The sequence below is a fragment of the Streptomyces lincolnensis genome (genome assembly GCF_001685355.1).
Taxonomy (GTDB): Bacteria; Actinomycetota; Actinomycetes; order Streptomycetales; family Streptomycetaceae; genus Streptomyces; species Streptomyces lincolnensis.
The window spans coordinates 5,942,414-5,968,055 of record NZ_CP016438.1 but is presented as its reverse complement, the minus strand read 5'-3'; the positions used below and the strand labels follow the sequence as shown (position 1 = coordinate 5,968,055).

General features: G+C 70.7%; 23 protein-coding genes and 1 pseudogene. 12 read left to right on the top strand and 12 right to left on the bottom strand.

Annotated features, from left to right (window positions below):
• Position 1: 1 nt before the first annotated feature.
• From SLINC_RS26630 to SLINC_RS26615, 4 genes are read right to left on the bottom strand one after another with little or no spacing between them, the layout of a single operon-like run.
• Positions 2-970 (bottom strand): complex I subunit 1/NuoH family protein, encoded by a 969-nt coding sequence (locus SLINC_RS26630; protein WP_067437858.1) that lies wholly within the window; start codon positions 968-970, stop codon positions 2-4.
• Positions 967-2,340, bottom strand: a complete 1,374-nt coding sequence (locus tag SLINC_RS26625) for an NADH-quinone oxidoreductase subunit C (protein WP_067437856.1) — start codon at positions 2,338-2,340, stop codon at positions 967-969. Before SLINC_RS26625 ends, SLINC_RS26630 begins: the two co-directional genes overlap by 4 nt.
• A complete protein-coding gene (locus tag SLINC_RS26620) occupies positions 2,337-3,083 on the bottom strand; it encodes an NADH-quinone oxidoreductase subunit B (protein ID WP_375141485.1) in 747 nt (248 codons plus the stop codon). Before SLINC_RS26620 ends, SLINC_RS26625 begins: the two co-directional genes overlap by 4 nt.
• Positions 3,074-3,511 (bottom strand): NADH-quinone oxidoreductase subunit A, encoded by a 438-nt coding sequence (locus tag SLINC_RS26615; RefSeq protein ID WP_067437852.1) that lies wholly within the window; start codon positions 3,509-3,511, stop codon positions 3,074-3,076. Before SLINC_RS26615 ends, SLINC_RS26620 begins: the two co-directional genes overlap by 10 nt.
• Before the next feature lie 196 nt (positions 3,512-3,707).
• Between SLINC_RS26615 and SLINC_RS26610 the strand changes: the two genes are divergently transcribed.
• The 5 genes from SLINC_RS26610 (at position 3,708) to SLINC_RS26590 (ending at position 10,827) form a co-directional block, all read left to right on the top strand.
• The gene (locus SLINC_RS26610; RefSeq protein ID WP_067437850.1) at positions 3,708-4,904 is read left to right on the top strand and encodes a sensor histidine kinase; all 1,197 of its coding nucleotides are present in this window, start codon (positions 3,708-3,710) and stop codon (positions 4,902-4,904) included.
• A gap of 239 nt (positions 4,905-5,143) precedes the next feature.
• Positions 5,144-6,505, top strand: coding sequence for a sensor histidine kinase (locus SLINC_RS26605; RefSeq protein WP_067437848.1), 1,362 nt, complete (start codon positions 5,144-5,146; stop codon positions 6,503-6,505).
• Positions 6,506-6,901: 396 nt separating this feature from the next.
• Positions 6,902-7,561: a response regulator transcription factor gene (locus SLINC_RS26600; protein WP_310736525.1), complete on the top strand. Its 660-nt coding sequence runs from the start codon at positions 6,902-6,904 to the stop codon at positions 7,559-7,561.
• 265 nt (positions 7,562-7,826) lie between these two features.
• The gene (locus tag SLINC_RS26595) at positions 7,827-9,755 is read left to right on the top strand and encodes a 2-oxoacid:acceptor oxidoreductase subunit alpha (protein WP_067437844.1); all 1,929 of its coding nucleotides are present in this window, start codon (positions 7,827-7,829) and stop codon (positions 9,753-9,755) included.
• A complete protein-coding gene (locus SLINC_RS26590) occupies positions 9,748-10,827 on the top strand; it encodes a 2-oxoacid:ferredoxin oxidoreductase subunit beta (protein WP_067437841.1) in 1,080 nt (359 codons plus the stop codon). Before SLINC_RS26595 ends, SLINC_RS26590 begins: the two co-directional genes overlap by 8 nt.
• Positions 10,828-10,905: 78 nt before the next feature.
• On the opposite strand, the gene SLINC_RS26585 is transcribed toward SLINC_RS26590, so the two are convergent.
• On the bottom strand, positions 10,906-11,163 hold the full coding sequence (locus SLINC_RS26585; protein ID WP_067445728.1) for a hypothetical protein: 258 nt from the start codon (positions 11,161-11,163) through the stop codon (positions 10,906-10,908).
• A 158-nt stretch (positions 11,164-11,321) separates the two neighbouring features.
• On the bottom strand, positions 11,322-11,900 hold the full coding sequence (locus tag SLINC_RS26580) for a DUF6082 family protein (RefSeq protein ID WP_067437839.1): 579 nt from the start codon (positions 11,898-11,900) through the stop codon (positions 11,322-11,324).
• Between the two features lie 293 nt (positions 11,901-12,193).
• Between SLINC_RS26580 and SLINC_RS26575 the strand changes: the two genes are divergently transcribed.
• Both SLINC_RS26575 and rarD read left to right on the top strand, forming a co-directional pair.
• The gene (locus tag SLINC_RS26575) at positions 12,194-13,048 is read left to right on the top strand and encodes an SDR family oxidoreductase (RefSeq protein WP_067437837.1); all 855 of its coding nucleotides are present in this window, start codon (positions 12,194-12,196) and stop codon (positions 13,046-13,048) included.
• A gap of 289 nt (positions 13,049-13,337) precedes the next feature.
• Entirely contained in the window at positions 13,338-14,297 is a 960-nt protein-coding gene (rarD, locus tag SLINC_RS46260; RefSeq protein ID WP_237282077.1) for an EamA family transporter RarD, read from the top strand.
• Positions 14,298-14,377: 80 nt separating this feature from the next.
• Here rarD and SLINC_RS26565 read toward each other — a convergent pair.
• Positions 14,378-15,457 (bottom strand): annotated as a pseudogene (locus tag SLINC_RS26565) (MFS transporter); the annotation flags it as partial.
• 176 nt (positions 15,458-15,633) lie between these two features.
• On the opposite strand from SLINC_RS26565, the gene SLINC_RS26560 reads away from it, so the two are divergent.
• Both SLINC_RS26560 and SLINC_RS26555 read left to right on the top strand, forming a co-directional pair.
• A complete protein-coding gene (locus SLINC_RS26560; RefSeq protein ID WP_067437831.1) occupies positions 15,634-16,065 on the top strand; it encodes a winged helix-turn-helix transcriptional regulator in 432 nt (143 codons plus the stop codon).
• 37 nt (positions 16,066-16,102) lie between these two features.
• Positions 16,103-16,570, top strand: coding sequence for a VOC family protein (locus SLINC_RS26555; protein ID WP_067437829.1), 468 nt, complete (start codon positions 16,103-16,105; stop codon positions 16,568-16,570).
• 34 nt (positions 16,571-16,604) lie between these two features.
• On the opposite strand, the gene SLINC_RS26550 is transcribed toward SLINC_RS26555, so the two are convergent.
• The gene (locus SLINC_RS26550) at positions 16,605-17,810 is read right to left on the bottom strand and encodes an RNA-guided endonuclease InsQ/TnpB family protein (RefSeq protein WP_162494829.1); all 1,206 of its coding nucleotides are present in this window, start codon (positions 17,808-17,810) and stop codon (positions 16,605-16,607) included.
• 457 nt (positions 17,811-18,267) lie between these two features.
• Between SLINC_RS26550 and SLINC_RS26545 the strand changes: the two genes are divergently transcribed.
• Complete coding sequence (locus SLINC_RS26545; RefSeq protein ID WP_067445726.1) at positions 18,268-19,215, top strand: M28 family metallopeptidase; 948 nt, start codon at positions 18,268-18,270, stop codon at positions 19,213-19,215.
• Between the two features lie 40 nt (positions 19,216-19,255).
• Here SLINC_RS26545 and SLINC_RS26540 read toward each other — a convergent pair whose 3' ends face one another.
• Complete coding sequence (locus tag SLINC_RS26540) at positions 19,256-20,680, bottom strand: hypothetical protein (RefSeq protein WP_067437825.1); 1,425 nt, start codon at positions 20,678-20,680, stop codon at positions 19,256-19,258.
• A gap of 283 nt (positions 20,681-20,963) precedes the next feature.
• Here SLINC_RS26540 and SLINC_RS26535 point away from each other — a divergent pair, with 283 nt between their 5' ends.
• A complete protein-coding gene (locus SLINC_RS26535) occupies positions 20,964-21,491 on the top strand; it encodes a DUF6668 family protein (RefSeq protein ID WP_225988391.1) in 528 nt (175 codons plus the stop codon).
• 74 nt (positions 21,492-21,565) lie between these two features.
• Positions 21,566-22,150, top strand: a complete 585-nt coding sequence (locus SLINC_RS26530) for a flavodoxin family protein (protein ID WP_067437821.1) — start codon at positions 21,566-21,568, stop codon at positions 22,148-22,150.
• A 49-nt stretch (positions 22,151-22,199) separates the two neighbouring features.
• Here SLINC_RS26530 and SLINC_RS26525 read toward each other — a convergent pair whose 3' ends face one another.
• Genes SLINC_RS26525 through SLINC_RS26515 form a run of 3 tightly spaced genes read right to left on the bottom strand, consistent with a single transcriptional unit; the run spans position 22,200 to position 25,424 of the window.
• Positions 22,200-23,144, bottom strand: coding sequence for an ABC transporter permease (locus SLINC_RS26525; RefSeq protein WP_067437819.1), 945 nt, complete (start codon positions 23,142-23,144; stop codon positions 22,200-22,202).
• Positions 23,131-24,117 carry an ABC transporter ATP-binding protein gene (locus tag SLINC_RS26520; RefSeq protein ID WP_067437817.1) on the bottom strand — a complete coding sequence of 329 codons (987 nt, stop codon included), beginning with the start codon at positions 24,115-24,117 and terminating at the stop codon, positions 23,131-23,133. The genes SLINC_RS26525 and SLINC_RS26520 overlap by 14 nt, the downstream gene beginning before the upstream one ends.
• Before the next feature lie 47 nt (positions 24,118-24,164).
• Positions 24,165-25,424, bottom strand: a complete 1,260-nt coding sequence (locus SLINC_RS26515; RefSeq protein WP_067437816.1) for a LolA family protein — start codon at positions 25,422-25,424, stop codon at positions 24,165-24,167.
• Between the last annotated feature and the right edge of the window lie 218 nt (positions 25,425-25,642).

Sequence of the window (25,642 nt, the reverse complement as noted above, 5' to 3'; positions counted from 1 at the left end):
GTTACTGGATCACCACCTTGACGATGCCGGTGAGGGCGATCTGGGCGAGAGAAAGGGGGACGAGGAGGGTCCAGGAGAGCTTCTGCAACTGGTCCTCGCGCAGGCGGGGGTAGGTGACGCGGAGCCAGATGACGAGGAAGGCGAGGATCGCGGCCTTCAGGAGGGTCCAGACCCAGCCCAGACCGTCGGCACCCCAGGGCCCGTGCCAGCCTCCCAGGAAGAGGACGGTGGTCAGGCCGCACAGGACGACGATCCCGGCGTATTCGGCGAGGAGGAAGAGGGCGAAGCGCAGGCCGGTGTACTCGGTGTAGGCGCCGAAGATGATCTCCGAGTCGGCGACCGGCATGTCGAAGGGGGGCCGCTGGAGTTCGGCGAGGCCCGCCACGAAGAAGACGATCGCGCCGACGATCTGCCAGGGCAGCCACCACCACTCGAAGGCGTCGAGGATGCCCGGGATCGACACCGTCCCGGCCGCCATCGCCACCGAGGCGGCGGTGAGCAGCATCGGGAGTTCGTAGGCGAGCAGTTGGGCGGCGGTGCGGAGGCCGCCGAGGAGGGAGAACTTGTTGGCGGAGGCCCAGCCGGCCATGAGCGAGCCGAGGACGCCCACGCCCATCACGGCCAGGACGAAGAAGATCCCCGCGTCGACGACCTCGCCGACGGCGCCCTCGCCGGGGCCGATGGGGATCGCGAGGAGGACCAGGAGGTAGGGCAGGAGGGCCACGGCGGGAGCGAGTTGGAAGATGCGGCGGTCAGCGCCCGCGGGGACGATGTCCTCCTTCTGCGCGAACTTCACTCCGTCGGCGACGAGTTGGGCCCAGCCGTGGAAGCCGCCGGCGTACATCGGACCGAGGCGGCCCTGCATGTGGGCCATGACCTTGTGTTCGGTCTGGCCGATGATCAGGGGGAAGGTGAGGAAGACGACGAAGACGATCAGGAGTCGCAGGGCGACGTCGAGAGCGTCGTTCACTGCGGGCCTCCTGCGGGGTTGTCAGGTGTCTCGGGGGTCGCGCGGCTCTCCGTACCGGAGCCGGAGCCTGAGTCGGTGCCGGTATCGGCATCGGCATCGGCATCGGCATCGGCATCGGCCGACGGTTTCGGGTTTGGTTCGGTGTCAGTCGGAGGCTTCGGAGCCGGGTCGGCGTCGCCCTGCCGTTTCGGGGTCGGCTCGGGGCCGGCCGCTGGTTCGGAGGCCGGTTCGGGCTCGTCGAAAGCGGGGCGGGCGTGGTGCCAAGGGGCGTCCGTACTGCGGGGGGTGGTGGAGGTACGGGAGGGGGTGTCCTCGGCCGGGGGTGTCTGGGCGCGCTGCGAGGCAGAGCCCGCCGAAGCGCTGCGCGCACGACGCGGGCCGGCCGGAGCGGCCGGACTCGCGGGGCTCTCCGCAGCGGTCGGGCTGCCGGAGGCCGCCGGTGGGTCGTCCTGCCCTGCGCCCCCCGTCGGTTCCGCTGTCGGCTCCGCACCCTTCACGCCCCCGCCCTCCGCGCCCTCCGCACGCTGCGACGCCGAGCCTTCGCCCACGCCGCGTGCACGACGGGACGCGCCCGTACCCGCACCAGTGCCAGTGCCCGCATCGACGTCGGCCTGCTGGCTCGCCGATCCCTCGGACGCCGAGCGCGCACGACGCGGGCCGGTCGGGGCGGCCGGAGCGTCGGCCCCCGCGGGCGCCTCCGCCTGGCTTGACGATCCCTCGGAGGTGGTGCGGGTTCGGCGGGGTGGGCGTTCTGCGGCTGGGCGGGCGGGGCCGCGGGTCGGGCGGGTCGGGGCTGGGGGGAGTTGGCCTTTCTGAGGGCCCCATTCGTTGGGGTCGGGGACGCCCGGGGGGAGCATTTGGCGGCGCTTGGGGCCGCCGTGTTCCGACTCGCCGGGTTCCTTGGCGCCCGGCCAGGCCTTGGCGACGCGGGCGGCGAGGACGAAGTCCTTGCGGAGGGGGTGGCCTTCGAAGCCCTCGGGGAGGAGGAGGAGGTCCAGGGCCGGGTGGCCCTCGAAGACGACGCCGAACATTTCGTGGGTCTCGCGTTCGTGCCAGGCGGCGCCCGCGAACACGCCGACCGCGCTCGGCAGGGAGGGGGCTTCGTGGGAGACCGTCGTACGCAGGAGGAGGCGCCGTACCGGGGAGAGAGCGACCAGGTGTGCGGCCACGCGGAAGCCCGTGCCCGGTTCGTCGACCGCGCTCAGCCAGTCGAAGTAGGTACAGCCGAGGCGGTCGCGGGCCGTCTCCAGCGCCGCGAGCCAGGAGGCGGGCGGGACGTCGACGGTGAGGACGGCGTAGGACTCCTCGGCCGTGGCCTCGGGACCGAAGAGTTCCTCGACGGGGGTGGGCAGCCAGCCGGCCTCGGTCATCGCTCGGCCCCCTCGGTACCAGCGGCTCCGGCGGTCCCCGGCCCCTTCACCAACCCGCTCTGGAGAGCGGCCGTCGAAGGGCGTGTCACCCCGTACCGCTCCCCCAGCGACTCCCGGGCGATCTTCTCCTGGAGTTTCAGGATGCCCTGGAGCAGCGCCTCGGGGCGGGGTGGGCAGCCGGGGACGTAGACGTCGACGGGGATGATCTGGTCGACGCCCTTCGTCACCGAGTAGGAGTCCCAGTACGGGCCACCGCAGTTGGAGCAGGCGCCGAAGGAGATGACGTACTTCGGTTCGGGCATCTGCTCGTACAGGCGCTTCACGGCGGGCGCCATCTTGTCGGTGACCGTGCCGGAGACGACCATCAGGTCGGCCTGGCGGGGGCCGGGCGCGAAGGGGATGACGCCGAGGCGGATGAAGTCGTGGCGGGCCATCGACGCGGCGATGAACTCGATGGCGCAGCAGGCGAGACCGAAGTTGAAGACCCACAGGGAGTAGCGGCGACCCCAGTTGAGGACCACCTTCATCGGCTCGGGGGCGAGGCGGGCGAGCGCACCCAGCCGCTTCGGCTCCGGCAGCAGCACGGGCTGAGCGGCACCGCTCCCCGACCCGCCGCCCGCTCCCGACGCGGCCGCTCCCGACCCAGCCACGTCCGACCCAGCCACGTCCGACGCGGCCGCATCCGACCCAGCCGCATCCATCGCAGCCGCATCCGGCGAATTCGCTTCTGGCGTCACGTCCATGCCAGGACGCCCTTCTTGTATGCGTACAGCAAGCCCACGGCCAGGAAGCCGAGGAAGATGAACATCTCGACGAGGGTGGTCGCGCCGTAGCCGGGAGCGGCGAAGACCGTGGCCCAGGGGAACAGGAAGATCGAGTCGACGGCGAAGATGACGTACAGGAAGGCGTAGACGTAGTAGCGGACCTGGGTGTGTGCCCAGCCCTCGCCGACGGGGTCGACCCCGCACTCGTACGTCATGAGCTTCTCGGGGGTGGGGACCACGGGCCGCAGCAGGCGTCCGGCGCCGAAGGCCACGGCCACGAACAGCACGCCGACGACGGCGAGCAGCCCGACGACCGAGTACGACTGGAAGTAGTCCGCCGCGACCACGGTCGAATCGACGACGGTGGAATCGGCGACGGTCGATGCGACGACGGTCGGTTCCGGCACGTCCGTCCCCTCGCTCCCTGGCCTGGACTGTGTTCGACGATCTGTACGCACGGGAGTCTAGGCCCTGCTAAAGAGACCGTAAGCAGCCCGTCACGCATCGGTAGAAGGCACAGGTGGCGATGGTGGGGTTTTCCCCAGTCGAGCGCGGCGGCCCGCCTCATGGCGCGGCGGGCCCGGGCGCGGCACGCTAGCCCATATGACTGAACGTCTTCCGTCCTCTAGCCCCTCCGGGGAGGCGGCCGGCGACCGCCTGCCCCCCGTCCGGTTCGCCTTCGACCGGCACACCTGGAAGGAGATCGCCCATCTCCTGGCGAACCTTCCGATGGCCCTGCTCGGATTCGTCTACGTCGTGACGATGCTGTTCCTCGGCTTCGGGCTGACGGTCACGGTGATCGGTTTCCCGATGCTCGCGGCGGGGCTGCTGGGCGCCCGGCAGCTGGGCAAGCTGGAGCGGGCGCGGGCCCGGGCGCTGCTCGGGGTGCGGATCGACGAGCCGAGCCCGTTGCCGTGGCGCGGCGGCCGGAACGGTTTCTTCGCGCAGCTGTGGTCCGGGATCAAGGACCCGGTCGGCTGGCGCACGGTGCTGTACAACTTCATCCGCCTGCCCTGGGGTGTTCTCACCTTCAGCATCACGCTGGTCTCGCTGTTCGTGCTGTGGCCGGTGCTGCCGTTCGTCGCGCGGGGGCTGGCCAACGTCGACCGGGCGATGGTGCGCGGGCTGCTGTCGCCCTCCGACGAGCTGGAGCGGCGTATCGCGGAGCTGGAGTCGGACCGGGGAGTCGTGGTGGACACCGCCGCGGCCGACATGCGGCGCATCGAGCGCGATCTGCACGACGGCGCGCAGGCCCGCCTGGTGAATCTGGCCATGGGGCTGGGTCTGGCCAAGGAGAAGCTGCTGGAGGACCCCGAGTCCGCGGCGGAGATGGTGTCGGAGGCGCACGGCGAGGTGAAACTCGCGCTCCAGGAGCTGCGGGACCTGGCCCGGGGCATCCATCCGGCCGTCCTGACGGACCGCGGCCTGGACGCCGCCCTGTCCTCGGTCGCCTCGCGCTGCACGGTGCCGGTGAAGGTGACGGCGGATCTGGGCGCCCGGCCGGTCGCGGCCATCGAGGGGATCGCCTACTTCACCGTCTCGGAGCTGCTCCAGAACATCAGCAAGCACAGCGGGGCGCGGTCCGCGTCGGTGGACGTGTGGCGGGCGGACGACCGGCTGCTGATCCAGGTGTGGGACGACGGGCGCGGCGGCGCGAGTCTCGACGGCGGTACCGGTATGCGGGGGCTGGCCGAGCGGCTGAACGCCGTGGACGGGCTGTTCGTCATCGACTCGCCCCCGGGCGGCCCGACGATGGTCACGGCGGAGCTGCCCTGGCGGGACCGGTCGGGGACGCCGTGAGCGGATGGCCGTACGCCGGGCGGAAGGGGTAGGGAAAACCCCCCTTCCAAGAGGCCGACGGACTCCATGGTCCGGGCGGCCGTGGCCGAGGAGGGTGGAGGTACGACGGCACAGCCGCGGTACGAGGGACCGGGCAGCACGATCGCGGGGCCTCCGTACGAGGAACCGGGGACCGGGACCGGGACTCGTGACGAGGACACGCCGACACCGCCGCAGGGACGAGGAGAAGGACGACGCCGATGGCCACGGACTACGGACAGGGCTACGGGTACGACAGCGAGCTCGGGCTTTCCCAAGGTGCGCGGCGGCACCGGCTGCCCGCCGGGCTGCGGGCGCCGTTCGAGGCGCGCAGCTGGCGCGAGCTGGGATATGTGCTGCTGGGTCTGCCGATCGGCGTCGTGCTGTTCACGTATGCCGTCACGATGGTCTCGCTGGGGGCGGGCCTGCTCGTGACGTTCGTCGGAATCCCGTTGCTGGCGGTGGGGCTGGCCGGCCTCAGGGGCTTCGGGGCGATGGAGCGGGCCCGGGCGCGGGGGCTGCTGCGCCTGGACGTGGCCGACCCCGAGCCGCTGCGGACGAAGAAGCGGGGCGCGCCGGCCTGGATGGGGGCCGTCCTCAAGAGCGGCACCTCCTGGCGGACGCTCCTGTACGCGCTGCTCTACCTGCCGTGGTCGGTGTTCTCCTTCGTCGTCGCCGTGAACTTCTGGGCGTGCGGCTGGGCGCTGCTGACGTATCCGCTGTGGTTCTGGGTCTTCCCGATGTACGCCGGGCAGGACGGGCTTCAGATCTACGGCGACCAGGGGCACCACATCTACCTGGACAACCCGTTCGAGATCACCGTCACGGCGATGGTGGGGCTGTTGTTCACGCTGGCCACGCCGTGGATCGTGCGGGCGCTGACGATGGTGGACCGGTTGATGGTGCACGGGCTGCTCGGGCCCACGCGGCTGTCGGCGCGGGTCGTGGAGCTGGAGTCCGACCGGGGGGTCGTGGTCGACACCGCGGCGGCCGACCGGCGGCGGATCGAGCGGGATCTGCACGACGGGGCGCAGGCGCGGCTGGTGGCGCTGGCGATGGATCTCGGGCTGGCGAAGGAGAAGCTGGTGGAGGATCCGCAGGCGGCGGCGCGGATGGTGGACGACGCGCACGGTGAGGTGAAGACAGCGCTTCAGGAGCTGCGGGATCTGGCTCGGGGGATCCATCCGGCGGTGCTGACGGACCGGGGGCTGGATGCGGCTCTGTCCGCGGTGGCCTCGCGGTGTGCGGTGCCGGTGCAGGTGGAGGTGGATCTGCCGTCGCGGCCGGCGCCGGCGATCGAGGGGATCGCGTACTTCACGGTGTCGGAGCTGTTGCAGAACATCAGCAAGCATGCTCGGGCGTCGTGGGCGGGGGTGGATGTGTGGCGGGTGGAGGACCGGCTGATGCTTCAGGTGGTGGATGACGGGGTGGGGGGTGCGGATACCTCCGGGGGGTCGGGGTTGGCCGGGCTCGCGGAGCGGTTGGATGCGGTGGATGGGATTCTGGTGGTGGATTCGCCTGTGGGGGGGCCTACTCGGGTGACTGCGGAGTTGCCTTGGCGGGGGGAGCGGGCGGTTCTTTGAGCGTCGGGTGGGGTGGGCGGCGGGGTGTTTTTCCGCCCCCGCCGCCCCTACCCGTCCCATCCCCAGGGGCTGCCGCCCCTTCGACCCCGCCGTTCCAAGGGGCTCCGCCCCCTGGACCCCCGATCGGCCCTTAAGGGGCCTCGTCCTCAAACGCCGGACGGGCTGAAAAGGCCTGGGCCGGCGTTCTGATGCGTCGGTGGGCATCCCCCTCCTCCGGACCCCTCCCCCGGAACCCACCCTCGACAACAAGCCTCGCGCAAGGCCGGATTCGGCCCCCTCGTGGTCGCGTTGGGGATGATTCGGGCCGGTCGGGCCCGGGGGAGGGTGAATGCTGGGATGCTGGGCCTTGTCGTAGGGGTGGATGGGCTTGGGGGGCCGAAGATCGTGGAGGACAGGGTGCGGGTGGTCATCGCCGAGGATTCGGTGCTGCTGCGGGAGGGCCTGACCCGGTTGCTGACCGACCGCGGGCACGACGTCGTCGCCGGGGTCGGGGACGGGGAGGCGCTGATCAAGACGATCACCGAGCTGGACGCGCAGGGTGAGCTGCCCGATGTGGTGGTGGCGGACGTGCGGATGCCGCCGACGCACACGGACGAGGGGGTCCGGGCGGCCGTGCAGCTGCGGAAGTCACATCCAGGACTCGGGGTACTCGTTCTGTCGCAGTACGTGGAGGAGCGGTACGCCACCGAACTGCTGGCCGGTTCCAGTCGCGGCGTCGGCTATCTGCTGAAGGACCGCGTGGCGGAGGTGCGAGAGTTCGTGGACGCGGTGGTGCGGGTGGCCGAGGGCGGTACGGCCCTGGACCCCGAGGTCGTCGCGCAGCTGCTCGGGCGCTCCCGCAAGCAGGACGTGCTCGCGGGGCTCACCCCGCGGGAGCGGGAGGTGCTGGGCCTGATGGCCGAGGGCCGGACCAACTCGGCGATCGCCCGGCAGCTGGTGGTGAGCGACGGGGCCGTGGAGAAGCACGTCAGCAACATCTTCCTCAAGCTCGGGCTCTCCCCGAGCGACGGCGACCACCGCCGCGTCCTGGCGGTCCTCACCTACTTGAACTCCTGACCTACCTCAACCACTGGACATCTGACACCGTGTCAGATACGTCGACACCGGGCCGGAGGAGAACCGCGCGGCGACGGCCCGCGTCTACCAGAGCAGCGCCGGGGGGCGAGTAAATCATGACAAGTCGGGGCGCCGTACCGTCTCAAAAGCGTGTCCATCATGCGAATGACCCAAGGAAGGCGACCCTCACGGTCGTAGGGTTGATCCTGGGAGGGCCCATGGGACGGCCGCTCCCGGACAGCCGCCTCTAGGGAGGTCCAGTTCAGTGACCAGCCAGGTCAGTAGCCCAGCGGAGCAGGCCGACGGAACCGTCGTGGGAGAGCAGCGCAAAGCGGCAGGGGCGAAGGACGTCCGCCGCCTGGACCGGGTGATCATCCGTTTCGCGGGGGACTCGGGTGACGGCATGCAGCTCACCGGTGACCGTTTCACCTCGGAGACGGCGTCCTTCGGCAACGACCTGTCGACGTTGCCGAACTTCCCGGCCGAGATCCGGGCCCCCGCCGGCACCCTTCCGGGTGTCTCGTCCTTCCAGCTGCACTTCGCCGACCACGACATCCTCACTCCCGGTGACGCCCCGAACGTCCTGGTGGCGATGAACCCGGCCGCCCTGAAGGCCAACGTGGGCGATCTGCCGCGCGGCGCGGAGATCATCGTCAACACGGACGAGTTCACCAAACGGGCGATGCAGAAAGTGGGGTACGCGGCCTCGCCGCTGGAGGACGGTTCCCTCGACGGTTACAGCCTCCATCCGGTGCCGCTGACCACGTTGACCGTCGAGGCCCTGAAGGATTTCGACCTCAGTCGCAAAGAGGCCGAGCGCAGCAAGAACATGTTCGCGCTCGGCCTCTTGTCGTGGATGTACCACCGGCCCACCGAGGGCACCGAGAAGTTCCTGAAGACCAAGTTCGCCAAGAAGCCCGGCATCGCGGCCGCCAACATCGCCGCCTTCCGCGCGGGCTGGAACTTCGGCGAGACGACGGAGGACTTCGCGGTCTCCTACGAGGTCGCCCCGGCGTCGGCGGCGTTCCCGGTCGGCACCTACAGAAACATCTCCGGCAACCTCGCGCTGTCCTACGGACTGGTCGCCGCGTCCCGACAGGCGGACCTGCCGCTGTTCCTCGGGTCGTACCCGATCACCCCGGCCAGCGACATCCTGCACGAGTTGTCCCGGCACAAGAACTTCGGCGTACGGACCTTCCAGGCCGAGGACGAGATCGCCGGTATCGGCGCGGCCCTGGGCGCGGCCTTCGGCGGCTCGCTCGCGGTGACCACGACCTCCGGGCCCGGGGTGGCCCTGAAGTCGGAGACCATCGGACTGGCGGTCTCGCTGGAGCTGCCGCTGCTGGTGATCGACATCCAGCGCGGCGGGCCGTCGACCGGTCTGCCCACCAAGACCGAGCAGGCCGACCTGCTCCAGGCGATGTACGGCCGCAACGGCGAGGCACCGGTCCCCGTCGTCGCCCCCCGCACCCCGGCCGACTGCTTCGACGCCGCGCTGGAGGCCGCCCGCATCGCGCTGACGTACCGCACGCCGGTGATGCTGCTGAGCGACGGCTACCTGGCCAACGGCTCGGAGCCCTGGCGGATCCCGGAGCTGGACGAACTCCCGGACCTGCGTGTGCAGTTCACCCAGGGGCCCAACCACACCCTGGAGGACGGCACCGAGGTCTTCTGGCCGTACAAGCGCGACCCGCAGACCCTGGCCCGGCCGTGGGCGATCCCGGGCACCCCTGGCCTGGAGCACCGCATCGGCGGCATCGAGAAGCAGGACGGCACCGGCAACATCTCCTACGACCCCGCCAACCACGACTTCATGGTCCGCACCCGCCAGGCCAAGATCGACGGCATCGACGTGCCGGAGCTGGAGGTCGACGATCCGCACGGGGCGCGGACGCTGGTGCTGGGCTGGGGGTCGACGTACGGGCCGATCACCGCGGCCGTCCGGCGGCTGCGCACGGCCGGCGAGTCGATCGCGCAGGCCCATCTGCGCCACCTCAACCCCTTCCCGGCCAACCTCGGCACTGTCCTCGCGCGCTACGACAAGGTCGTGATCCCCGAGATGAACCTCGGGCAGCTCGCCACGCTGATCCGGGCGAAGTACCTGGTCGACGCCCACTCGTACAACCAGGTCAACGGAATGCCGTTCAAGGCCGAACAGCTCGCCACGGCTCTCAAGGAGGCCATCGATGGCTGAGACGTCCACGGAAGGCGCGGGCACGATCGAGGCGCTCTCGCTCGTTCCCAAGGCCGAGGCCCGCCAGTCGATGAAGGACTTCAAGAGCGATCAAGAGGTCCGCTGGTGCCCCGGCTGCGGTGACTACGCCATCCTCGCCGCGGTCCAGGGCTTCATGCCGGAGCTGGGCCTGGCCAAGGAGAACATCGTCTTCGTCTCGGGCATCGGCTGCTCGTCCCGCTTCCCGTACTACATGAACACCTACGGCATGCACTCCATCCACGGCCGGGCGCCGGCGATCGCCACCGGCCTGGCCGCGAGCAGGCGCGATCTGTCGGTGTGGGTGGTCACGGGCGACGGTGACGCGCTGTCGATCGGCGGCAACCACCTCATCCACGCCCTGCGGCGGAACGTGAACCTCAAGATCCTGCTCTTCAACAACCGGATCTACGGCCTCACCAAGGGCCAGTACTCGCCCACCTCCGAGGTCGGCAAGATCACCAAGTCGACCCCGATGGGCTCGCTGGACGCGCCCTTCAACCCGGTCTCCCTCGCGCTCGGCGCGGAGGCGTCCTTCGTGGCGCGGACCGTGGACTCCGACCGCAAGCACCTCACGGAGGTGCTGCGCCAGGCCGCCGCCCATCCGGGCACGGCGCTCGTCGAGATCTACCAGAACTGCAACATCTTCAACGACGGCGCCTTCGAGGCCCTCAAGGACCGGCAGCAGGCCGAGGAGGCGGTGATCCGCCTGGAGCACGGGCAGCCGATCCGCTTCGGCGGCGACCTGTCCAAGGGTGTCGTCCGGGATGCGGCGACGGGTGACCTGAAGGTGGTGACGGTGACGCCGGACAACGAGGGCCTGATCCTGGTCCACGACGCCCACGCCTCCTCCCCCACCACCGCCTTCGCCCTCTCCCGCCTCGCCGACCCCGACACCCTCCACCACACCCCGATCGGCGTCCTGCGCGCCGTGGACCGACCGGTGTACGACACCCAGATGTCGGACCAGCTGGACACCGCGATCGAGCAGAACGGCAAGGGGGATCTGGGGGCGCTGCTGGCGGGCGGGGACACCTGGACGGTCGTGGGCTGACGCCCGCGGTGAGGACCAGTGAGGGCCTGGGTGCCCACCGCGGGCACCCAGGCCCCCTTCCCGACGTCTCACACGTCTCTAGACGTCGGGGATGTCCTTCTTGGCTCGGATGAGGGTCTCGCGCGTGATCACGACGATGCGCTCGTAGTCGGCTCTTGCGGCGTCCGGAGGAAGGTGGGGGTCGAGAGCGGCGGTGGCTTCGGTTCCGATGATGGCGTAGTTTCCGTCAGACAGCTCAAAGAGGTCCGGGCAGGTCTCGCCGGTATGGCTCCCGCGTTGCTGCGGGGGGACGCCGATGCGGCGGGCGATGCGGACGGACGAGAGCTCATGGCGCAACTGAGCAGCCCCCTTTCGGAGCCCTTCGGGGGCCCCGCACATCGAGAGTGAGGGGCGCTCGCACCCCTCACTCCGGGGGTCACGATGACCCTGCCAAAGCATGCTCACCGTGACGCCGCTCACACCTGTGCACTTCCACGCGCCGCACGAGTGCCCGCTCAGTCGCCGGGCGGCTCCGGCGCGGGGCCGACGATCCACCACTCCTCGGGATCCTCTGCGAGCTCTTCGAGGAGGGCGTCGACGGCCTCTCCCACCAGCCGTTCCAGCGAGCCGTCGGCGAGGCTGCGCCGATGCTCGACCGTGTGCTCCCAGTACTCCGCGAAGATCTCGTTGCGGCACAGGACGCGGAGGTGGCCGAGGAGTTCGCTCCAGTCGATGTTGCCGGTGCGGTGCGAGAGCACGATCGTGGCGTACTCCCGGTTGGCGAAGAGCATCTGGCGGCGTTTGTGGTCGGAGATGCCGCGCAGGGTGCTCATGGCGGCGGCGAGCGTGGGGTCGTCGATGGCCCGGTCGAGCTGTTCCGTGAGGAGGCGGTGCATCTGGATCTCGTTGGCCCGGTGGAGTTCCCGCCCGATGCCGTGGAGCTCCTCGCCCAGCTGAGCGATCCGGCGCATCAGTTCCAGCTGTGCCTCCCGGCGCCGGCGGCGGGTGTCCCGGCCGAGGGGCGACCAGACCAGCCCCAACCCCGCCACCATCGCAGAACCGATCCGCCTAGCGGCTGGCGTCAGTGTGGTCATGTCACGGAAACCCCCGGATGCAGTGTCCACTCCTCCTCCAGCCTGCCCGGCGAACCTCGCGGGCGCGGGAGGCGTGGAGGGGGCGCACGGGTGGACATGGCGCCCCCGTCGCCCGATGCCCTGACGGGCGTGTGCCCCCTGGCGCCGTCTCCATCCACGCCCGTACACAGCCGCTCCCGGCCTGGCCCTTACCTGTAGGTAAGTGCCTTACTTCAAAGTGGGTACTTTCCGCTAGTTAGCGCATCCCCTAGGGTTAGTGACAGATCCGCACCCCCGCAAGGAGATTGCACACCATGAGCATCGTTGTCACCGGAGCCACCGGACACCTCGGCCGTCACGTCGTGGAGCAGTTGCTGGAGAAGGTTCCCGCCGAGCAGATCACCGCGGTCGTGCGGAACGCGGAGAAGGCGGCGGACTTCGCGGACCGCGGAGTGAAGATCGCGCTGGCCGACTACAGCGCCCCCGCCTCCTTCGACGGGCTGTTCGCCGCCGGTGACAAGGTGCTGCTGATATCCGGCAGCGAGGTCGGGAACGACCGCGTCGGCCAGCACACGGCCGTGATCGATGCCGCCAAGGCGGCCGGTGTCGCCCTGCTCGCGTACACCAGCGCCCCCGGCACCCTCACCGCCGCGCTCGCCGACGACCACCGCGGCACCGAGAAGGCGCTGCTGGCCTCCGGCCTGCCCTACACGCTGCTGCGCAACGGCTGGTACAACGAGAACTTCACCGAGAACCTCGCCCCCGTCCTGGAGCACGGCGCCGTCGTCCAGGCCGCCGGTGACGGCCGGATCTCCAGCGCCTCGCGCGCCGACTTCGCCGCCGCCGCCGTCGCCGTACTGACGGGCGAGGGCCACGAGAACCAGACGTACGAGCTGGGCGGCGACGACGCCTGGAGCTTCGCCGAGTACGCGGCGGAGATCGGCCGGCAGACCGGCAAGGAGATCCCCTACAGCGCCGTCTCCGTCGAGGTCTACACCGGCATCCTGACGGGCGCCGGCCTGCCCGAGGCGTTCGCCGCGATCCTCGCCGGCGTCGACGCCTCCATCGAGAAGGGCGAGCTGGTCGTCACCTCCGGCGACCTGGCCCGTCTGACCGGCCGCCCGGCCACCCCGATCTCCGAGTCGATCGCGGTCGCGCTCAAGGGCTGATCGGACTCACGGGCCGATCCAGGCTGAGAGGCCAACCGGGCCTGCCCGCACATCTCCCGAGCGCCCCAGGGCCACACTCCCCCCAGGGTCCTGGGGCTCGTACCACCGGCACCCCCGGCTGTCACGACCGTATGGCGATACGAGCATGACAGCCGGGGGCGCCCGGCGTTACCGTCGTGCGGGCCGGCAGGTGAGCAGGACGTGTGAGGGAGGGCCCGTGGGCGGGACGCCGAAGGGGCCGAGGGGCGAGCAGCGGACAGGTCTGCTGAACGGCTTCGCGGCGTACGGGATGTGGGGGCTCGTCCCCCTGTACTGGCCGCTGATGAAGCCCGCCGGAGCGCTGGAGATCCTCGCCCACCGGATGGTCTGGTCCCTCGTCTTCGTCGCCGTCGCGCTGATCGTCGTACGCCGTTGGGCGTGGGCCCGTGAGCTGCTGCGGCAGCCGCGCAGGCTGGGGCTCGTGGCGGTGGCCGCGGCCGTCATCACCGTGAACTGGGGCCTGTACATCTGGTCCGTGAACACCGGGCGGGTGGTCGAGGCCTCACTCGGCTACTTCATCAACCCGCTGGTCACGATCGCGATGGGCGTGCTGCTCCTGAAGGAGCGGATGCGGCCCGTGCAGTGGGCGGCGGTCGGGGTCGGTTTCGCCGCGGTCCTCGTGCTGACCGTCGGATACGGGCGGCTGCCGTGGATCTCCCTGACGCTCGCCTTCTCCTTCGCCACCTACGGCCTGGTGAAGAAGAAGGTGAACCTCGGCGGAGTGGAGTCACTGGCCGCCGAGACCGCGATCCAGTTCCTGCCCGCGCTCGGCTATCTGCTCTGGCTCGGCTCGCAGGGCGACCTCAGTCTCACCGCCGAGGGCCCCGCGCACGCGGCCCTGCTGGCCTCCACCGGCATCGTCACCGCGCTCCCCCTGGTCTGCTTCGGCGCCGCCGCGATCCGCGTGCCGCTGTCCACGCTGGGGCTCCTCCAGTATCTGGCGCCGGTCTTCCAGTTCCTGCTCGGTGTCTTCTACTACCGCGAGGCCATGCCGCCCGAGCGCTGGGCCGGTTTCGCGCTGGTCTGGCTGGCGCTGACGCTGCTGACCTGGGACGCGCTGCGTACCGCCCGCCGGGCCGCCCGCACGTTCAGGAGCGAGAGCACCAGGCCCAGCAGCACCATACCGACGGGCACCGTCAGTGCCGTACGGAAGGCGGAGAGCGTGGCGTCGGGGTCGGAGCCGCCGGCCTCGCCGGCCGCCAAGCCGTAGACGGCGGTCACCGCGGAGATCCCGATCGCCGAGCCGAACTGGGTGGCGGTGTGCAGCAGCCCGCCCGCGAGCCCCTGTTCGGCGTCGACGACCCCTTCCGTCGCCATGATGGTCAGCGGCCCGTACGCCAGGGCGAAGGCCAGGCCGGCGACGAACAGCGTGGGCAGCATCGCCAGGTACGGCCAGTCCATGCCCACGGGCAGGAACAGCCCGTACGCCACGACCGCCAGCGCGAAGCCGCCGACGATCACCCGGGCGTTGCCGAAGCGGGTGACGAGCCACGGGGTGAGCGTCGGTGCCAGCACCGCGTCGCAGCCCATGATCACCAGCGCGATCGCCGTCTGCACGGCCGACCAGCCGCGCAGTTCCTGGAGGTAGAGGGTCACCACGAACTGGAAGCCGAAGAAGGCCCCCAGGAACAGCAGCGCCCCCAGGTCCGCGCGCACGACCGAGCCCGTCCGCAGGATCCCCAGCCGGACCAGCGGCGCGGCCGACCGCCGTTCGACGGCGAGGAAGGCGGCCAGCAACAGCAGCGCCACCAGCCCCGCGGCCAGGGTCAACGGCCAGTCGTGCAGGCCGTGTTCCAGGCGTACGACGGCGTAGGCGGCCAGCAGCATGGCGCCCGCGGCGGTGATCGCGCCGGGCAGGTCGAAGCCGCGCCGGGTGAAGGGCGGGGCCTCCTGCCGCGGCACCACCCGCACGGCCGCGAGCAGCAGGGCGCCCGCCAGCAGCACCGGGGCGAAGAACACCCAGCGCCAGTCGAGCTCGGTGAGCAGCCCGCCGATGACGAGGCCGAGCGAGAAGCCGCCCGCCCCGGTGCCGGCGAACACCAGCAGCGCCTTCTCGCGCTGCGGGCCCTGCTCGTACGACGTCGTGATCAGGGACAGCGCGGCCGGCGTCATGAACGCGGCGGCGACGCCCGTGACGAAGCGGGCGACGACCAGCATCCAGCCCTCGGTCGCGAAGCCGCCGAGGCCGGAGAAGACCAGGAAGACGGTCAGCCAGGTGAGGAACATCCGGCGGCGGCCGAGCAGATCGGCGGCGCGTCCGCCGAGGAGGGTGAAGCCGGCGTACCCGAGGACGTAGCCGCTCAGCACCCAGGCCGCGGTGCCGGTCGCGAGCCCCAGATCGGATCTGATCGAGGGGATCGCGACCGCCATCATCGCGATGTCGGCGCCCTCCAGGAAGATCGTTCCGCACAGGACGAGCAGCAGTGCCCAGGCACGTCTGTCCATAGGGTTGCCCATGGCAACGCTCCAGAGAAGTAGGGGAGTTACGCAAGTGAGGGTCGGTTCCCTCTTGTAACCACCCCCAGCCTCCGGCAGCATCGACAGACATGGAAGAAGGCACTTCTAAGTCACCGAGTAACTGCGTGAGTACCGACTACGGCGACGCCGACCCCTTCCAATGGGACACCCGCGAGGACTGCCAGGTACGGCAGATCCTCGACCGGATCGCCGACAAGTGGTCGCTTCTCGTCATCGCGCTGCTCGACAACCGGCGGCTGCGGTTCACCGAGCTGCGCCGGGAGATCGACGGCGTCAGCCAGCGGATGCTGACGGTGACGCTGCGCTCGCTGGAGCGGGACGGGCTGGTGAAACGGACCGTGCACCCCGTCGTGCCACCCCGTGTGGAGTACGAGCTCACCCCCCTGGGCGCGACCCTGCACGCCACGATCCAGTCCCTGGTGACGTGGACCGAGGCGCACCAGGAGGAGATCGCGGCGGCGCGGGAGTCGTACGACCATCGCGAGGCCGAGGCTGTCTAGGACAGCGGCTGACCTGAAGCCTGGTTATAAGGGAGGCATGACTGAATCAGCACCCGCGCCTCTCCACTGGAAGCTCGTCGTCGATGCCGGTGACCCGCATGCCCAGGCCGAGTTCTGGGCGGCGGCGCTGCACTACGAGGTCGAGGACAACGACTCGCTCATCCAGGGGCTGCTGGAACACGGCGCCCTGCCCCGCGAGGCCACCGTCGGCTTCCGCGGCCGCCTCGCCTTCCGGGACCTGATCGCCGTACGCCATCCGGACGATCCGTACGACGAGCGCAGCGGCACCGGCCTCGGGCGGCGGCTGCTGTTCCAGCGGGTACCGGAGGCGAAGACGGTCAAGAACCGGCTCCATCTGGACCTGCACGCCGGCGAGGGGCGGATGGAGAGCGAGGTCGCACGGCTGACGGGGCTCGGGGCGAGCGCGCTGCGGGAGGTGAAGGAACCGTCGGGGCACTGGGTGGTGATGGCGGATCCGGAGGGGAACGAGTTCTGCGTGCATTGAATCCTCCCCTCCCTTCATGGAGGGGATTCCTGGCTCAGGCCGCCTCCTGGAGCAGCGCTCCAGGAGGTCTTCCGCCATCAGCACCAGCCGGGTTGAGACCAGCCCGGACGAGCATGACGCGGGCGGAGTTCTTGTCCCGTGGGGACACAGTTCCGCACACGGTGCAGGTGTAGGTGCGCTCACCCAGCGGCAGGCGATGCTTGGCTCTCGCATCGCAGTGCGCGCAGTCCATCGTGGTGTGCGCGGGGTGGACCAGGCGGATGTCCCGCCCGTGCTTGCGGCCCATCTCGATCAGAGCGGCCTTGGTGGCGCCGATGGCGGCGTCAGCGGCCTTGCGGGCCATGGTGCTCTTGGCCAGGAACTTCGGACGGAAGTCCTCGACCGCGATGGCGTCATGGTCGCGGACCGCCTTCTTGGCCCACTTACGGCCGGTGTCCGCACGCTGCCTGGCGACCTTCTTGTACGCCTTGGCCCGCAGTTTCTTCGCCTCGCGGTAGCCCTTCGATGCCGGTTGTCCCTTCTTCGGCTTGCGGCGGGCCATCATCCGGTCATACCGGGCCAACTTCGTCCGGGCCTTCTTGCCGTGCTCGGCGTGTGACAGGTCATGCGCGTCAGACGTGGTGGTCGCAGTCTCCTTCACGCCCCAGTCGACGCCAAGTGCCCGGCCGGTCTCCGGCAGGGGCTCGGCCTGGGCGAGGACGACGAACGAGCAGTACCAGTGCCCGAGGCTGTCCTGGTACAGGCGCACCGAGGACGGCTCGGTCGGCAGTTCCCGCGACCACACCACCGCCACGACGATGCCCCCGGCCAGGTGCAGTCGGCCGTCTTGCAGCCGGAACCCGCGCCGGGTGTAGTTGAGGGTCGGCAGTGCCTCGCGTTTGGCCTTCCACTGCGGCATCCCGGCCCGGCGCGCCATGGGCAGGCGCTCTTGGATGTCCTTGTGCGCCTTGGCACGGGAGCGGCCGAAGTCGCGGATGACCTGCTGCTGGACAACTGACGAGCCCGCACGCAGCCACGGCGTACGGGCACGGGCTTCGGTCAGCATCCGGTCGAGCTGAGCCGGGCCGCATGTGGCCTTCCGGCCGGTGGCCTTGTGGTGCAGGTGTACGGCCCTGGACTTGGCGACGCATTCGTTCCACAGCCAGCGGCATCGGTCCCACTCCGCCTCCAGGGCGGTACCGGCGGTGGACGACACACGCAGCCGGTAGGTGTACCGGGCATGCCCGACCTCCGCAGCCACCCTCACCTGCGCCGTCTCGCCCCCCCTCACGGCCCCCGGCCGGGACACCGTGCCGTCCCGAACCCCCCGAAGGACCATACGTACGACAGCCGCACAGACACACCCCGATCCCACAGCCACCACCCCCACCAGCGATCACAGGCACACGCGTTCGCATCACCCTGGCAAGGGCCGACTGCCGTATGGACACCCGGCGCCCTGAACCGGATGCGGCAACGCTCCGCGTCGCGACACCCGGATGCGATTCCTCCCCGGCGTGAACGCCGGGACCTCCTCGCAAGAAACAGGTGAGCGGTTCGCTGTGCGGTGCCTTGCGCGATTCGCTGCGCGATCCCTTACGTGGTCCGTTATGCGGACCATCCTGACCGGATTGCGCTCTTGACGGAGCGTCAGCCTCAGCTTCACCATCGGGCACCCATTCCCTGAGGAATTCGGAGCCCCCCACATGGCCCCCCACATGAAGCTCTCGGTTCCCGGACGCGCCACGGCCACCGCCGTCGTCGCGGCCGTCTCGCTCCTGGTCGGCGGATCCATGGCCGGTGCGGCCCCCGCCGGCCCCGCCCTCGCCGCCGCGCCCGACATACCGGTGGCCAACGTCAAGGCGCACCTCACTCAGCTCCAGTCCATAGCCACCGCCAACGGCGGGAACCGGGCGCACGGCCGACCCGGTTACAGAGCCTCGCTCGACTACATGAAGGGCAAGCTGGACGCGGCCGGGTTCACCACGCGGATCCAGCAGTTCACGGCCTCCGGCCGCGTCGGCTACAACCTGATCGCCGACTGGCCCGGCGGGGACACCGGGCAGGTCGTGATGGCCGGCTCGCACCTCGACAGCGTCTCCTCCGGCCCGGGCATCAACGACAACGGATCCGGTTCCGCGGCCGTCCTGGAGACCGCGCTCGCCGTGTCCCGGGCGAACCTCCAGCCCACCAAGCATCTGCGGTTCGCCTGGTGGGGTGCGGAGGAGCTGGGCCTGGTGGGCTCCCGCCACTACGTCAACAGCCTGGCCACCGGGGACCGTTCGCGCATCAGCGGCTACCTCAACTTCGACATGATCGGCTCACCGAACCCCGGCTACTTCGTCTACGACGACGACCCGGCCATCGAGAAGACCTTCCAGGCGTACTTCACCGGGCTCGGCGTGCCGACGGAGATCGAGACCGAGGGCGACGGCCGCTCCGACCACGCGCCGTTCAAGAGCGCGGGCGTGCCGGTCGGCGGCCTCTTCACCGGGGCGAGCCGCGCGAAGACCGCCGCCCAGGTGACCAAGTGGGGCGGGACCGCGGGGCTGGCCTTCGACCGCTGCTACCACTCGTCCTGCGACACGACGACGAACATCAACGACACGGCCCTCGACCGGAACAGCGACGCGATCGCGTACGCGGTGTGGGAGCTGTCGGAGTAAGCACGCCGACTCGTCGCCGACTCGTCCCCTGCCCCCGCGGTCAGCCGTCGGTGCGGGCGCGTGCGGTGAGGCGGTCCATGCGGGCGTGGGCCGCCTCCAGCCGTTCCCGGTCGTCCGCGGCCGGGCCGTCCTGCGCGGCGAGTTCGTCCCACAGGGCGATCAGGGCGTGGCCCAGGTCCAGCCCCTGCTCCGGATCCCGTACGGCGCGCCAGGCGGTGGCCGCGCTCTGGATGTTGCCGTACGCGGACTCCGCGTCGCGGGCACCGTGGTGGATGTGGGCGAGGTCGAGCGAGAGCCGGAAGGCGTGGACCGGGTCTCCGGCCAAGTAGGCGATGTACGCGGTCAGTTCACGCAGCCGCAGCACCTCCGGGTGCTCCGGGCCCAACGCCCCCGACGCCTCCGTCACGGTCCGCTCCGCCAACTCCGCCGCCACGTCCGTCCGCCCCGCCTTCACCGCCTCGTTGATCCTCCCCATCGGTTCCGCCAGCACCGCGGGCGCACCGCTGTCCCCCGGAACCGTCAGCAACTCGTCCCCGAGCACGGCCTCGGCCACGGCGTCGAAACCCCGGGGCGGGGTGGGGGCCTTGGGGGCGGGGTCGAGCTCGTCGGGGAGGGGGGTGGGGAGGGCGGCGGGGGTGCGGGTGGATTCGGGGCGGGAGGTGGAGGCGGGAGTGGAGTCGGCCGTGGGGAGAGGGGCCGGGTCGGGGAAGGAGACGGGAGTGGGAGCGGGAGCGGGCGTCGGCGGGGGGCCGGGCGGGGACATCGGTCCGGGCGACGGCAGGGGGTCGGGGTGCGCGGGAGGTGTGTCCATCACCGGCGGCGGCCCGAACTCCCCGGTGGGCTGTACGACCGTTCCCGGGGCGGGTGCCTGGGGCGCCTCGGGCAGAGCCCGCATCCGGAACGTCGGCGCGGCGTCGCTCCCCGCGGGCGGCTGGTCACTCACGGCCCGCATCCGGAACGTCGGCATCTCGTCCCGCACCGGCTCACCCGCCTGCGCCGGTGCGGCGTCCTGAGCGGCTTCGGTCTCCGGCTCCGGCTCCGGCTCGACGTCGTACTGCGCCCACTGAGGCCGTACGTCGGCCCTTCGGCCCCCGGGGGAAGCAGCGCCGTCCGGACGGCCCTCGCTCGGCATGCCCGCCTGCGGAGCCATCCGTACCGGTTCCGTCGTGAAGTTGCTGGAGCCGTCGGGGGCGATGTGGAGGGGGACGACATAGCCGATGCGCTCGTCGTGGACGGTGGCCAGGACGGGGTGGCCGGTGGTGAGGGCGATGTGGTGGAGGTGGTTGAGGACGGCCTGCTGGACCTCCTGGCCGGGGGCGGCGGCGACCCGGACGCCCCCGACCCAGGCGCAGTCGGTGCCGGGCGCGGCGTCCCCGGGGACATGGACCTCGATCGGCGCCTCCCCCACGGCCGGCTGGGCGGTGGGGTGCTGGGCGCGCTTCTTGTCGCGGCTGAGACGGTACATCGGTTCCCTCACTCGGATGCGTCGGTAGGTCGCCGGACATCGCGATCGGGTTCCATGGTGCTCCCTCCCGCCGACGGGCCCGAGTCCCAGCGTCAAGATCCGGTCGTACACATACTGTCGAGTCTCTCCGCCCCTGGCCGGTTCTCACGTCACCATGACGTCACAGCCTCGTTCCAGGAACTCACGCCCCGTCAGAAACGTCTTCCGGATGCCGCGCGCACCGCCGGGTAGGAGCGGCTGACCAGGGAGGAACACCTACATGAGGACGGCCATGGGGACGGTCATGCGAACGGACGGACAGCTCGGACCGGAGATCTGGATCCGCGGCCCGGTGGCCGCACCGCACCCGGGACCGCGCCCCGGCCCCCCGGAGCCCGCCCACGCCTCCGCCGGCCCCCGGCGCCACTCCTTCGTCGGCACCCACGGCGGCGCCGGCACCTCCACCCTCGCCACGGTCTACGGCGGTCACGACTGCGGACGCGACTGGCCGGGCCCGGCCGACCCCCGTTCGGTCCTGCTGGTCGCCCGTACGCACGCGGCCGGGCTGCACGCCGCCCTGCACGCCCTGGAGCTGTTCCGGCGCGGCGAGGCCCCGCCCGGTCTCGACCTCGACGCGGTCGTGCTGGTCGCGGACGCTCCCGGCCGGCTGCCCCGCCCCCTCGCCCAGCGGGTCCGGACGATCGAGTCGGCCGTCGACGTCCACCGCGTCCCCTGGGTCTCCGCCTGGCGCCTGGGCGACCTCACCGGCCCTCCGCCCCGCGAGACACGGGACCTGGCCCGGCTCACCGCCACCGCCTCCCCCGGCCGCTGATTGCGCCGACTTATTGCGTATGCATAAAATGCGTACGCAATAAGTCGTCGTACGCCGACCATCTGGGGGACCTCATGACCCGCCGCTTCCTGTTCGTTCTGGGCAGCAGCCGTACCGAGAGCAACACCGAGATGCTGGCCCGCCGGGCGGCCGAGCAGCTGCCCGCGGATGTCGAGCAGCAGTGGATCACCCTCGCCGAGCATCCGCTGCCGGAGTTCGTGGACCTGCGGCACGACAGCGACCATGTCCGGCCCACGGAGGGGAGCCTCGGGCTGCTGTTCGACGCCACGCTCGCGGCGACGGACATCGTGATCGCGTCCCCGCTGTACTGGTACTCGGTCTCCGCCCCCGTCAAGCGCTACCTCGACTACTGGTCGGGCTGGCTGCGCATCCCGGGCGTCGAGTTCAAGGCGACGCTCGCGGGCCGCACGCTCTGGGGTGTCACCGCGCTCGCGCACGAGGAGTCCGAGGTCGCCGATCCGCTGGTCGGCACGCTCAACAACTCGGCCGCGTACATGGGGATGCGCTTCGGCGGGGTGCTGCTGGGCAACGGCAGCAAGCCCGGTGACGTCCTGAACGACACCGAGGCGCTGGCGCGTGCGAAGACGTTCTTCGCACGGGAGGCGCCGCTCGCCCGCTTCCCCTACGAGACCGACTGAGCCCGGCTGAACCCTACGGAACCCGCCTGAACCCGCCTGGGCCCGCCGTTCAGGACGCGATGTCCTTCGTCGTGAACCGCGCCCAGGCCGCCGAGCCGAACACCACCGCGTACAGGGCCTGGAGGCCGAAGTTCTTCATCAGGTCGTCCCAGTAGACCGGCTCGCGCATGAGGTCGGCGAAGGACAGCCAGTAGTGGGAGAAGAAGTACGGGTGGAGCGCGTCGAGCTGGGGGATCTGGTCGAGGATCTGGACGGTGATGAGCAGGCCGACCGTGGTCGCCATGGCCGCGATGCCGCTGGTGGTCAGGGTCGAGACGAACAGGCCGAGGGCGGCCACGCCGACCAGTGACGCGGCGACCACCAGGGCGATCAGGAAGGCCCGGCCCAGTCCGTCGGTGAAGCTGATCGTCGTGCCGGAGATCGTCGTCAGGTCCCCGAGCGGGAACAGCAGGGCTCCGACGGTCAGCGCCGAGATTGCCACGACCAGGGTCGCCACCAGGCAGAACGTCATCACCGTGGCGTACTTGGTGAGCAGCAGGCGGGTGCGGCCCGCGGGGGCGACCAGGAGGTAGCGCAGAGTGCCCGCGTTCGCCTCGCCGGCTATCGCGTCGCCCGCGATGACGCCGATGGCCATCGGCAGGAAGAAGGGGAGGGTCGCGGCGAGGGCGGTGAAGACCAGGAACAGGCCGTTGTTGGTGATCTGGGAGATGAAGGCCGGGCCTGCCCCTCCCCCGCCGCCTCCGGCGGAGGAACCGTCGCCCGTCTCGATCTTGACCGCGATGCCTACCAGGATCGGTACGGCCGCGAGAACGGCGAGCAGGGCGAGGGTGCGCCAGCGGCGGAACGTGGTGCGTAGTTCGTTGCGGAAGAGGGCGCCGTAGAAGGTTGTTCGGCGGCTTTCGGTTTGTGGGGGCTGGGCGCGCCCACGCGGCGGTAGCCGCACATTCGACACAGCCCCGCGCCCCTGAGGGGTGTCTCCCTCAACCTGCGACATCGAAGCCCTCCCCCGTCAGCGCCACGAACGCGTCCTCCAGCGTGGCTCGTTCGACGGCGAAGCCCCGGACGCGGACGCCCGCCGTCACCAACGCGGTGTTGATGTCGGCCAGTTCGCGGTCCGGAGGCTCACCGGTCACCCGGTCCTCCGTGACTACGACGTCCCCCACCCCCTGTTCCTTCAGCACCCGTGCCGCCTCCCCCGTGTCCGGAGTGGTCACCGCCAGCCTTCCCCGCACTCCCGACGCCAGGTCCGCCACCGGTCCCTGGGTGATCAGGCGGCCCTGGGTCATGACGGCCGCGTGGGTGCAGACCTGTTCGATCTCGTCGAGGAGGTGGGAGGAGAGGAAGACGGTGGTGCCGTCGGAGGCCAGCTCGCGGATCAGGGAGCGGATCTCGCGCATGCCCTGGGGGTCGAGGCCGTTGGTCGGCTCGTCGAGGACGAGGAGGCGGCGGGGCTGGAGCAGGGCGGCCGCGAGGCCGAGGCGCTGCTTCATGCCCAGCGAGTAGGCCTTGGCCTTCTTGCCCGCGGCGGCGGTGAGGCCGACCCGGTCCAGGGCGGCCGCGACGCGGGTGCGCCGGGTGCGGGGGTCGGCGGTCGGGTCGGCGGCGTCGTAGCGGACGAGGTTGTCGCGGCCGGAGAGGAAGCCGTAGAGGGCGGGGCCCTCGATCAGGGCGCCGACGTGGGGCAGGACCGTGCGGGCGGAGCGTGGCATGGGCCGGCCCAGGACGCGGGCCGACCCCGAGGTGGGCTCGATGAGGCCCATCAGCATGCGGATCGTGGTGGTCTTGCCGGAGCCGTTCGGACCGAGGAAGCCGAAGACGCTGCCCGCCGGGACGGTCAGGTCCAGACCGTCGACGGCGAGCTGTCCGCCGCGGTAGCGCTTGGTGAGCGCGCGGGTGTGGATGACGCTGTCGTCCACACCCGGGGAATCCGGTTCGGACTCCGGTTCCGTGGCGGGCGTGTCGCCCATCGGCTCCCTCGATTCGTCGTGCTCGTACGGCACTTACCGCCGGACGCCTACTTGCCGGCGTCGGCCGCCTTCACCAGGGCGGCCTTGTCGACGGCGCCGACGTAGACCTTGCCGTCGTCGGTCATCAGGGCGTTGACCAGGCGGGTCGAGAAGACCGTGCCCGAGCCGAACTTGCCGGTGACCTTGTCGCCGAGCGAGTCCAGGAAGCCGCCGAACTCGCCGCCGGCCTCGGAGCCGGAGGGCATGCCCTCGCCGCCGGTGTCGAAGACGGCGACGGAGTTCCAGCCCTCGCCGATGACCTTCAGACCGTCGAGGCCCTTGCCGAACTCCTCCTCGGACTTGGCGTGCTTCTCGATGCCCTTGTCGATGGCACCCTTGTCGATCGCGCCCTTGTCGCCCGCGCCGTGCGCGGCGCCCTCGATGTCCTCGCCCTCGGTGACCTTCGCGCCCTTGGGCGGGCTGAAGTCGAAGGTGGAGGCGGCCGGCTTGGCGAAGCTGACCTGGGTGAAGCCCGCGTCGACGACGGCGGCGCCGCCGCTGGACGGGGTGAGCGTGAACTTCAGCGGCAGCCCGGTCTTGGAGTCCACGGCCACGGTGATCTGGCCGACGGTGGAGCCGGATGCCTTGGGCTTGATGACGAGCCGGTAGGCGTCGCGGCCCGCGACCTGCGCGGTGCCGTCGACGGTCACCGAGGTGGTGTCGTCGACCGCCTTCAGGGCCTCCTCGGCCATGTCCTTCGGCGTGGCCGGGACGTCCTTCTCCTTCTCGGCCTCCGCGCTGCCGGAGGTGGTCGAGTGGTAGACCTCGTTGGACTCGCTGTCGTAGCCCCAGACGTCCTTGCCGTTGTGGATCAGGCTGTACTCGGAGGCGTTCTCCAGCAGGGAGAGCTTCTGCTTGTCGGGGCCGTCGGCGGCGACGCGCAGGGTGTGCGTGCCGGTGGCGAGCTCGGTGAGCTTGCTCGACGGGTCGGCGGAGGAGCCGCCGTCGCCCGACTCCATGGCGCCGGAGGCCAGGCTGCTCTCCAGACCGCCGAGGTCGGGCAGTCCGAGATCCGTGGTGATCTTCACCGTGCCGGACAGCTGCTGTACGTCCGAGGCGGCGATCTTCTCGATGAGTTCCTGTGCGCTGATCTTCGGCAGGTCGGGGTCGCCGGAGTCGGCGAGCGCCGGGACGAGCCCGATGGTCGCCGCCGCCACCCCCACCACCGCGACCGGGACGACGTACCGCGCGGCTTTGCGCCGCCGGGCCGCGCGCAGGTCGTCGACCTCCGCAGCGGTCATGCTGTCGTCTGATGCGAACGGTGCCATGTGTGCCTTACCTCCGTCGTCGGCGGCGGCTGGTCAACTCCCGTACGTCCACCCCGTAGCCGCCATTCTCACCCGAATCGGTGAGCATTGGTGTTTTCCGTGGTGTCCATCTCACCAAATCGGCCAGGAGCATTCGTCAACCCGCGGGCTCAACTCCATGTACACCTGCGGTATGACACACGGAGGCGGCACCTCCCCCGACCCGTAGGGGTAAGGGT